9 protein-coding genes are annotated in these 10,279 nt (G+C 24.9%); 2 read left to right on the forward strand and 7 right to left on the reverse strand.

Features of this window, described 5'->3' with window-relative positions:
- Positions 1-58: 58 nt before the first annotated feature.
- From ACYUET_RS05320 to ACYUET_RS05335, 4 genes are all read right to left on the reverse strand, one after another.
- Positions 59-2,719, reverse strand: coding sequence for a phosphoenolpyruvate synthase (locus ACYUET_RS05320; protein WP_460278206.1), 2,661 nt, complete (start codon positions 2,717-2,719; stop codon positions 59-61).
- 336 nt (positions 2,720-3,055) lie between these two features.
- A complete protein-coding gene (locus ACYUET_RS05325) occupies positions 3,056-4,096 on the reverse strand; it encodes a DUF4179 domain-containing protein (RefSeq protein WP_460278207.1) in 1,041 nt (346 codons plus the stop codon).
- 4 nt (positions 4,097-4,100) lie between these two features.
- Entirely contained in the window at positions 4,101-4,655 is a 555-nt protein-coding gene (locus ACYUET_RS05330) for a sigma-70 family RNA polymerase sigma factor (RefSeq protein WP_460278208.1), read from the reverse strand.
- A gap of 308 nt (positions 4,656-4,963) precedes the next feature.
- On the reverse strand, positions 4,964-5,494 hold the full coding sequence (locus ACYUET_RS05335; RefSeq protein ID WP_460278209.1) for a 2'-5' RNA ligase family protein: 531 nt from the start codon (positions 5,492-5,494) through the stop codon (positions 4,964-4,966).
- A gap of 300 nt (positions 5,495-5,794) precedes the next feature.
- Here ACYUET_RS05335 and ACYUET_RS05340 point away from each other — a divergent pair, with 300 nt between their 5' ends.
- Positions 5,795-6,583, forward strand: a complete 789-nt coding sequence (locus tag ACYUET_RS05340) for a histidinol-phosphatase HisJ family protein (RefSeq protein WP_460278210.1) — start codon at positions 5,795-5,797, stop codon at positions 6,581-6,583.
- A 379-nt stretch (positions 6,584-6,962) separates the two neighbouring features.
- On the opposite strand, the gene ACYUET_RS05345 is transcribed toward ACYUET_RS05340, so the two are convergent.
- The 3 genes from ACYUET_RS05345 to ACYUET_RS05355 all read right to left on the reverse strand — a co-directional run bounded on the left by ACYUET_RS05345 (position 6,963) and on the right by ACYUET_RS05355 (position 9,515).
- The gene (locus tag ACYUET_RS05345; protein WP_460278211.1) at positions 6,963-7,196 is read right to left on the reverse strand and encodes a hypothetical protein; all 234 of its coding nucleotides are present in this window, start codon (positions 7,194-7,196) and stop codon (positions 6,963-6,965) included.
- A gap of 135 nt (positions 7,197-7,331) precedes the next feature.
- The gene (locus ACYUET_RS05350) at positions 7,332-8,225 is read right to left on the reverse strand and encodes a DUF4179 domain-containing protein (protein WP_460278212.1); all 894 of its coding nucleotides are present in this window, start codon (positions 8,223-8,225) and stop codon (positions 7,332-7,334) included.
- A 15-nt stretch (positions 8,226-8,240) separates the two neighbouring features.
- Positions 8,241-9,515, reverse strand: a complete 1,275-nt coding sequence (locus ACYUET_RS05355; protein WP_460278213.1) for a DUF4179 domain-containing protein — start codon at positions 9,513-9,515, stop codon at positions 8,241-8,243.
- A 387-nt stretch (positions 9,516-9,902) separates the two neighbouring features.
- Between ACYUET_RS05355 and ACYUET_RS05360 the strand changes: the two genes are divergently transcribed.
- Positions 9,903-10,070: a nucleotidyltransferase domain-containing protein gene (locus tag ACYUET_RS05360; RefSeq protein WP_460278214.1), complete on the forward strand. Its 168-nt coding sequence runs from the start codon at positions 9,903-9,905 to the stop codon at positions 10,068-10,070.
- Positions 10,071-10,279 lie beyond the last annotated feature (209 nt).

The following is a 10,279-nucleotide window of genomic DNA, read 5'->3' on the forward strand; positions in this document are numbered from 1 at the left end:
CGCGAAAAAACCAGTAAATCAATTATTTAACTAGTCTTTAAAGAATTATTTTAATATGCTAAATTTTTTCTAATATTTCTACAAAACCACTATTTGCATTTACTCTTATTATATCACCTGTATTAATTAATTTAGTTGCATTTTCAAGACCAACTAAAGCTGGAATTCCATATTCACGTGCAACTATTGCTCCATGAGTCATAAGACCACCCACTTCTAATACTAATCCTTTAGCATTTACAAAAAGTGGTGTCCAACCTGGATCTGTAAATTTAGTTATAAGTATTTCACCTCTCTCTAACTTTTCTTTTGTTGGATCTAATATAACTCTTGCTTTTCCCTCATAAATTCCTGAAGATACTGGCATTGCAACAAGTGCATTACTAGGAATACTATTATTTGAATAATTTCCTGTAAATATTTCACCTTCATTTGTTATTACCCTAGGAGGCATTAGATTTTTATAATATTTATATACTTTTATCCTTTTATCAATGATTTTCTTGTAATTTTTCTTTTCTTCTAAATCTAGAGCCTTATATATTTCTTCTAAAGTTAAATAAGCTACATCTTCAATTTTATTAATTATCCCTTTATTTTTTAATTCCCTTCCTGCTTCAAATAGTACTTTTCTAAATATATTAAAAGATTTCATTAAAGCATACTTTCCATGTTCACGCATAGCTAAAAAACTTCTTATATTATTAATATAATTTCTAGCTTTCTTCATAGCTTTTGTATTATTTTTTTCCTTACATATCTTTAAAATTTCCTCTTCACTTTTCTTTGACTCTTTAACTAAAACTTCATAATCTTTTTGTTGCTCTTTTAAATTTAAGTTCTTTATATTATTTAATATACTTACACTAATTGGAGTAAAGTCATCTTGATAACGAGGATTACTTATATCAATTTCACTAATTCCTCTCATTCCATATCTCTCTAAAAATCTATTTATAAGTTCTTTAACTTCTTCATCACCTAAATTTAATAATATATTATGTGCTTCTTTTGGATTGCTTGCTAAAATATTCAAAATATCCTGTTTACTTCTAACAGCATCAGCTAAATTTCCTACTGCAAGACCCATCTCAGTAGTTATATTTCCTTTGATTCCACTTACAACTTTATCTGCAAGTGTTATATCTGCATCAATAGACTTAAGCAATCCCACAAGCTTTTTATAACTAATTATTCCTGGGGCTATAAAAGGAGCTATATTTTTTAGTATTTTTGAAAATATCTTAGTTGCTTCATCTTCTACAGTTTTTATTTTTATTTTTATTTCATGGCTTGTATTTACTTTTTTATCTAAATCCATTATAAATTCTGAAATAAAGCTGTTAACAATATCATGAGAATTTGGCTTAATCTTAGCATTATAATTCTTAACTGTTTTCCTTATTAATGGAAAAGCATAAGTTTTCCCTGCTTTTATCATTGATTTTGATGGTAACCCTTTTTTAATATTGTATTTACTTAAATAATTTTGCAATCCATTAGCCATTAAAAAATCTACATTATTTAATAATTTAGAAGTTATTATGTTTCTAATTTGCAATTGCATAACTTTAGTTAAATCTATATATACTCTTCCACCAGCTTCAAATACACTTAACGATTTTTTAAGCTTATTATTTTGTCCAAAAGGAAATACTCTTTTTAACATATCTATCCCTAATGGGCTTATAGTATCAGTCATCACTTGAATATGATTAAAGGATATATACACCTTTGATTCTCCGTATAGATCGCTCCCCTCTATCCTTGGATACAATGAAGTTATTGGACGACTTTGTAATATATAGATTTTACTATTATCTATTGCCCATTCTATATCTTGAGGAAATTTATAGAATTTTTCAATTTTACATCCTATATCCACTAACTTATTAATCTCTTCATCCAATAGCACCTGACTATTTCGTTTATTTTCTTCTAACTGAATCTTATAAGTGCCCCCATTACCATCTGGATATATTGCAATTTCTTTCTTGTTTATTTCTTTTTTTATAATCTTTCCATCTTTCTTATTAACTTTATATAAATCTGGGTTTATTAATCCTCCAACTAATGCTTCTCCTAATCCAAACCCTGCATCTATAGTTAAGTTGTTATAATTATTAGTTAATGGATCTGCAGTAAACATTATTCCTGATTTTTTAGAATATATCATTTTTTGGACTACTACAGCAATAAGTACATTTTCCTCTTTCAAATTATTCTTTTTCCTATAAACTACAGCCCTTTGAGTATAAAGTGATGCCCAACATTTTTTTATATTCTCAATAATATTATCTAATCCATTAATGTTTAGATAAGTATCTTGTTGTCCTGCAAAAGACATATCCGGTAAATCCTCTGCTGTTGCGCTAGAACGAATAGAATAAAATTCATTATTCCCTATATTATTTAAAGCTTTTTTTATATCATCTCTCAATTCGTTTGATATAGAACAATTACATATAATATTTCTAATTTCAGAACACACTCTATCAATTTCATTTAAATCTTCAATACTTATATTATTTAAAGATTTAAAAACTTCTTTTTCACTTAAATGATTTATAAAACCATTAAAAGCTAATGTCGTTACACAAAAACCATCTGGAACACAAAAATTTGCATTTATAAGTCTACCTAAGTTAAAACCTTTTCCACCAACTAAATTAAATTCATCTTCACATATTTCTGGAAAAAACAGAATGTTCTTATTCACTTAGCTTCACCTCTTCAATATATTAATTCATCAAAATAAATATAATTATTCACTTAATTATTATCTCAAAATAAATAATATTTTTAAATAGTAACTAAATAAAGGACTATCTCAAATATATAAACATATTTTTCTGAAATAGTCCTATTTAAAGAATATAATTATTTAATTTTTTCGCTATGTTTTAAGTGAATGTTGATATTGTTAATATAAGAGCGAACTGCATTGGAATTTGCTTTTTACAACTCTTAATTAAAAGTCAAAAGTGAGAATCCAAATTTTATATTTACTTCTTCGAACTTTCACAGAGTGCAATTTTAAAACGTAGCCAATTCTTTATTTTAATTGTGATAAATCTATTGTAAATTCATCTCCTACTTGTTTATACTCACCATCCATCCTTCCACTTTTTTCTGGATATTTAGCTGCATAAGGTGTTAATTTTAGTATTTTTGCATTTTCATTAAGATTGCCCTTAATATTTTCTATCTTAAATAATGCATTCTTTTGATTAGAATGAGATGCATAAAATTCAACTTTATTACCTAAATCATCATATCCTTTTAACATTACAGCATATGAAGATTTTTTTTGAAAATTAGATATTGAAGCATAAATCTTTTGCCCTAATGAATTATCAGTATACTTTTCTAATGTATATTCTTGACCATTTTCTAATGTAAATTTTTTATTTAATATAATCTTCTTAGTATCTACTCTTAATTGATCACCGCTAGTTTTAAATTCAAATGTCCAATTGCCTTTTTGTTTATTATCATTTAACATTACACTTGAACTTTCAATTTTTATATTTAAATCTCCATTTAAATCACAATTTTCTAAATTATAAGTAATTACTGATTGAGTTGTATATTCATCAATATTTCTAGCACTTCCACCTGACCCTGTATTAAGTGCTTTTCCATTTACATAAATTTGATTAAATCCATGCCAAGATTCACATTCGTCTAATTTTTTATCATAAGTTACATTATAAGAAACTGTCATTTCATTTCCATCCAATATTACTTCATTTAATTGAACTGTTATCCCTTTATCAGTTATAGATTTATTTATAACTGTTTTATAATCATCTAAATTCTTTTCTATTCCTAAAAAACTCCCTATATCATTATTAATCATGTATCCTACTTTTGATAAAGCTGATACTCCAATATTATTTCCAAATATACCAATAGTTAAAGCTACTATAGCTACTGCTGCTATAGCATTTTTTTTAGGAAATTTCTTTTTTAAAATTGATTTTTTTAAATTAGCTTTTATTTTTTTCTTCTCTATATCATTAAAGTCCTCTTTTTTATAATCATCCATATTTATATTAATCTCATTTAACATGGTATATATATCATTCTTCATACTCCTACCCCCTATTTTCCAATACTTTAAAGATCTTTTGTATCTTCTTTTTTCCTCTTGATAATCTATTATAAATAACCTCTCTCTTAACTCCCATTTCTTTTGTTATATCATTTATTTCTTTTTCCTCAATATATACTTTATAAAATAAATCTTTGTCATTTTCTTTTAAACAATTTAACATCTCATTAATATCATCATCTAATTCATTTTTAATAATCCCTTTATGAGCATTATCTGGAATGCTTATATTTAAATCATCTATATTCTCATACTCTAAACCTTTTAGATACTTTCTTTTATAATCAATACATTTAAATTTAGCTATTCCTGCTACCCAATTTTTAAAATCCCCTTTATCTTGATTAAAACTTTTAATATTATTCCAGATTCCAAGAAGTATATCATTAATACATTCCTCTTGAGTACTCTTTAAATTATAGAGATGCTTCTTTACAATAGATTTAATAATCCATCCATAATTATCAATAACATAATCTAAGGCTTTCTCATTTTTATTTATTAAACCTGGAATAAAGTTTCCTTCATTTATTTTCATTTTTGACCTTCTTTCTAAAGCAAGCTTGCATATATTATTTAGACACATAAAAATATATCGCACTATTTATTTTTTAATGTGCCTTATCCCTTACACTTAATATTTCGTTTATAAATTGCTATATCTATCAACAATGTTAAATAAATTTATATTTTAAGGTAAATTATAACATGTTTTAAAATTACCTAATCCATATTTTAATTACCAAGGAACAATTGATATAAATATAATCTTCTAGAAACTAAAAAGAGAGGTATATTAAATTTCAATTTATCATTTAATATACCTCTTATTTGATCTTTGTTCAGTTATTTTTTAAAATTAAATTCTTTATAAAGCTTCCAAGTTCCCTCTTCCCAATTATATATTGTAATATTATCAAAACAACATTCAAATTCACAAGGATACTGATTAACATATTCCCACACCTTGTTATAAATATCCCTTATCCTTTTTGAAGCTAGTGTTACATGAAAAGTTTTATCCTTGCCATCTTTTTCTTCAAAATTAATATAAGATATTAAACTCATTTTTTCTATTACTTTATCATGAACTTCTTTCCCCTCTTTTGACATCTCTACTTTCATATAAACTACCCTATTACCAAAATGATCATAACCATTTATTTTAAAGGGTGTTACTTTCTCCTTTTCACTAATTTCTTGAAGAATATTAATTAAATCTGTAATTTCTCCATCATATTCAAAAGGAGCCTTAATCGTAAAATGAGCTGGTAACTTAGACGATTTTGCCTTTAAACTTTTAAAAAGCTCTTTTCTTAGATTATTATTAAAATCTCCTGCTTTTCCTTTTACAACAGACACTACTACATACCTCATTTATTCTTCTCCTTTAATAAAGCTTAAATATAAGTTTGAAAATTTCTTTATTATTTACTTTTACATTTCTTCTTCATATTCTTTATTTTAATCTTTTCTTCATTACTATAACATATTTTAAATTTCTTAGTATAAGTGTTATCTATTCTTATAAAATTTATATCATATTATTCAATATTTCTTAAAATATTTGCAAAATTAAGCTTTAACATCTAAATAGCTATTTGTACATTTTAAATTAAAACATATATAATAGTACAAGTGTAATAACAATAATTGTATTAGAAAGGACTAATTATTATGAGATACTTAAGTGATTACCACTTACATTCAAACTATTCTTTTGATTCTAAACAAACCTTTGAAGATATTATAACTAAAGCTATTTCTATGAAGTTAAATGAAATATGTTTAACAGAACATATAAGTTTTGATCCTGAAGATAGAAGTTATAATGTCTTTAATTTTAAAGACTATGAAAATGAAATACAGAGACTTTCTGATAAATATTCTGGAAAAATTACTATAAAAAAAGGACTAGAAATTGGAGAGTATCTTCTTTATAAAGAAGATTTTGATAAATATTTTAAAAAACATAATTTAGACTTTATAATAGGTTCAATACATAATCTTAATGGAAAAAGCTTAAGAAATAATATTGCTGAAAATGGTGTTACATATACATATGAAACTTACTTTAAGGAAATTTTAAATTTTGCACAAATGGGTGATTTTGATGTACTTGGACATCTTGATATTGTTCAACGTTATGCTTTTAAATCCGGTGGAGTATATAATTTTGAAGATTATAAAGACTACATATATGAGATTTTAAAAGTTACAATTTCTAGAGGAAAAGGAATTGAAGTAAATACTTCTGGCTTATCTAAGAACTTGCTTTTCCCTAAATTAGAAATATTGAATATGTATAAGGATTTAAATGGTGAAATTTTAACTGTAGGTTCTGATGCTCATACTAGTAATAGAGTTGGTGAAAAAATAAGTTATGTATATGATATTTTAAAAGATATAGGCTTTAAATATGTGTTTACTTTTGATAATAGAAAAATGAATGGACAACTTTTATAATAAAACAAACGGGCTATAATGTAGTAAGAAATGTCCTAAACCTAAATATACATTTATTTAAATTTGAAAATACAAAATACTTTTATTATTCATTAGTATTTATCCCTATAACTATAATTTTAAAAAGACATCTGTTTAGTCCTCGTCTTTTATGTCTATTAGATATTACTTTATGTAGTTTAATATATTTAATAATACTAACTGCTACAAAAGATAACGTACTTTATCATATAATTAATAAACTATTATGTAAATTTAGTTTTTTAAGAAAATCTATATAATATGTAAAAATAGAACTATACTAATATCACTTAATTGAATTTAGCATAGTTCTATTTTTATATTATAATTACAAATTAGGATCCAAACTAATATAGTATTATTTAGATATCTTTACTTCATTTCCTATTTCGTATTTATCTATTTCACTTGTAGTAATATCAAAATGAATTTCCTTTAATTTATCGTCTTTAACATTTTCAAATTCTACAATATATCCAAGTTCATCATTTGGGTCCTTATAAAAGCTCATATATTTACTTCCATCATAGGTATTATTAAAAACATTAGTTTCTTTATTTAATTCATTATACATAAACATATTACTTGCCATTAAAAGTCCTGCTTTTTCTGTACTTCCTTTGCAATAAACTCTTATTTTATTATCTGTTCTTTCTATATTATATATCTCTCCCTTAGTCCCATCAGAAAATTTAAATGATTTTTTATATTTTACATTGTTTAATATTTACCTCTCTTTATCATCTAAAATACTTTCTTTATCTTTTTCATACATATTATATATTTCTTCATATGACATATGACCTACTATTGGAATAATACTTAAATTATTAATATCTTTAATCCTATCATAAGTTGCTGAATCAGCTATATATTCCCCTGTTACTTCTCCATCAGATGACCAAAATCCATCTGAAGATAATCTATACATTATATTTTCCTTTTTTAATATCAAAAAGGAATTTGCAGAACCTTTTTCTTCATTGATTTTTTCATCATAAGTCCCACTACATTTAAATCTCGTTCCAACAATATTTGATCCTAGTTCATCTAACTTTAAGTTAAATTCTGGTATTTTAGTAGCTATTTTTTCTTGTATTGTCTTTTTAAATGATTCTGAAAAATCTACATAACTATCTATTCCTAAATTAACTTTATAGTATGGTAAAACAAGATCCACTCTCAGTTCTCCATTTTCAGGAAATTCTTCTTCATCCTTTTTCCCATTTAAATGAATTATAAATGATCTATCATCTAAATAGTCAAACCATGTAGAACTATTATCAGTATACTCATTTGCAAAACTTACTTCACTTATAAATTTTTCTATTTTTTCTTTGTCTAAAGCCTTATCACTCTCTACCTTTAAAATCACATTTAAATTATGCTTTGTTCCAGTAACCTTATCTAGTGTTACCTTAAATCCATTTTGCTTAACACTCTTGTTTATATTAATTGAATAATCATTGAACTGATTAGCTGTTGTATTTTCGTAACATTCTAAAGAAGTATTTACATTATCATCTGCTAAAACTTTTACTTGTCCTAATCCTGCACTACTCATAAATACCATAATTCCAAGTATTGGACCTAATATTCTGCTTAGTTTTCTATTTAGCATTAAACTCTCTCTCCTTTAAATATTTACTTCATCTCCTACTTTAAATTTATCTATTTGACTTATAACAGGTTCAATATTTAAATTTATAATTCTATCTTTCTCCACATTATTAAATTCTACAACATATCCTAAATCCTTATTGGAATCTTTATAAAATTGTACATATTCTTCATTATTATATATATCATTAAATTTAATCTCATTCTCATTAAAATCATAATTCATAAACATATTACTTGCCATTAGTAAACTTTCTTTTTCTGAAACTCCTTTGCAATATACTTTTACTGTATTATCTTTTCTTTCTATATTGTATATCTCTCCCTTAGTTCCATCAGAAAATTCAAATTCTTTTAAATATCTAACATTGTTAAGTGTTTCTTTATTAGAATCTAATTTTTTATTATTTATTTCATCTTTATCATACATTTTATTTATTTCATCTCGAGACATATAACAAACTATTGGTATTAAACTTAAATTTTGATTATCTTTAATTTTATCATAAGTTGCTGATTTACTTTCATATGTTCCGGTAATCTCTTCTTTACGATTTGAAGAATGACTACCTGACCATTTTGTTTTATATATTCTATCTCCTGCTTTTAATATCATTAAAGAATATTGAGATTTTTCTGGATCGTTTCTCCTTTCATCAAAGTCTTTCCATGGTGTAGTATACTCAAGTTTTGTTCCCATAATATTAGACTCCAATTTATTTAATTTAAAATTGAATTCAGGTATTTTAGAAGATGAGTCCATTTCCAATGTATTTTTAAATGATTCTGAAAAATCTACATAACTATCTATTCCTACATTAATTTTATAATCAGGCATTACTATATCTACTCTTAATTCTCCCTTTTCAGGAAATTCTTCATCATCAATTTCTTTTTCTATAGTTAATAATAGAGTTTTATCATTTATATAATTTTCTGATCCGCCGCCACCACAGCAATCACTTTCTCCAAATGTAACTTCCGATATTATATTATTAAATTTGTCTCTATCAAAAGGTTTATCATTCTCAATTTTAACTATTGCTTTTAAATCATGCTTTGTTCCAGTCACCTTATCTAGAGTTACCTTAAAGCCATTTTGTTCAACACCTTTGTTTATATTAATTGAATAATCCTTATCTTGATTAGAAACTGTATTTTCATAACTTGCTGAAGTTACACTTACATTATCATCTGCTAAAACTTTTACTTGTCCTACTCCTGTACTTGCAATAAATACCATAATTCCTAGTATTGGTCCTAATATTTTACTTATTTTTTTCTTTACCATTAAACTTTTCCCCCTTAAAATATTTAATTTATCTAACTACTTATTCTAGTTCTTTGCTTTCTATTCTACCATTTACAATGCATATATACAAATATTTACCAGGGCGTCTATTTATTTTTACTTATCAATCATAATTTATAACTCTTAAATATCAGTATATATTTTCATTAAGATACATGAAAATATATAACAAGTCCAAAGTCGCAATGAATATTTTTCATCAGGTGAAGAGATGAATTGTCCTCATAGCATGTCTATTAGGTGAATTTGAAAATGCAGCGTGATGGAAAATAGGCTGGCAAAATACTTGTTATTTTTTTATTATGCCTAATTGCTTTATGATATAATAAATATGTATACAATAAAATTTAATTGGAGTGATAATATATGGATAGAATTAAACTATCTAATTGTAAATTAAATTTAGATAATCTAAAAAACATTGTATGTATTGGTACTTTTGGAAGTTACAATGAAGATTGTTTTGATAAAAATAGAAGTGATATAGATATTATTATTCTATCTAGAAATGAAAACTTTAGATATGTTTCTTGAAATGTCTACTGAAAAAATAACTTTAGTTTTAGGCTATATTTTAAGTGAATGTTGATATTATAGTATAAAGCTCATGGACAGGGGAATTTGCTTTAAGAACTCTAAAATAAAGCTTAGTCCAATTAATGCATGCTCCCAATCAAAGATTGCTGACAAGCAATTAATTGTACAAATCTTCATTAAGAGTTCTAAAAAGTAAATTCCAATGC

The sequence above is a fragment of the Clostridium sp. CTA-5 genome, from assembly GCF_054768135.1.

Coding starts and splice junctions, on each gene's coding strand:
- ACYUET_RS05325 (WP_460278207.1), bottom strand. CDS start 4,096: ATGAAGAATGATATATATACCATGTTAAATGAGATTAATATAAATATG.
- ACYUET_RS05330 (WP_460278208.1), bottom strand. CDS start 4,655: ATGAAAATAAATGAAGGAAACTTTATTCCAGGTTTAATAAATAAAAAT.
- ACYUET_RS05335 (WP_460278209.1), bottom strand. CDS start 5,494: ATGAGGTATGTAGTAGTGTCTGTTGTAAAAGGAAAAGCAGGAGATTTT.
- ACYUET_RS05340 (WP_460278210.1), top strand. CDS start 5,795: ATGAGATACTTAAGTGATTACCACTTACATTCAAACTATTCTTTTGAT.
- ACYUET_RS05345 (WP_460278211.1), bottom strand. CDS start 7,196: ATGGCAAGTAATATGTTTATGTATAATGAATTAAATAAAGAAACTAAT.
- ACYUET_RS05350 (WP_460278212.1), bottom strand. CDS start 8,225: ATGCTAAATAGAAAACTAAGCAGAATATTAGGTCCAATACTTGGAATT.
- ACYUET_RS05355 (WP_460278213.1), bottom strand. CDS start 9,515: ATGGTAAAGAAAAAAATAAGTAAAATATTAGGACCAATACTAGGAATT.
- ACYUET_RS05360 (WP_460278214.1), top strand. CDS start 9,903: ATGGATAGAATTAAACTATCTAATTGTAAATTAAATTTAGATAATCTA.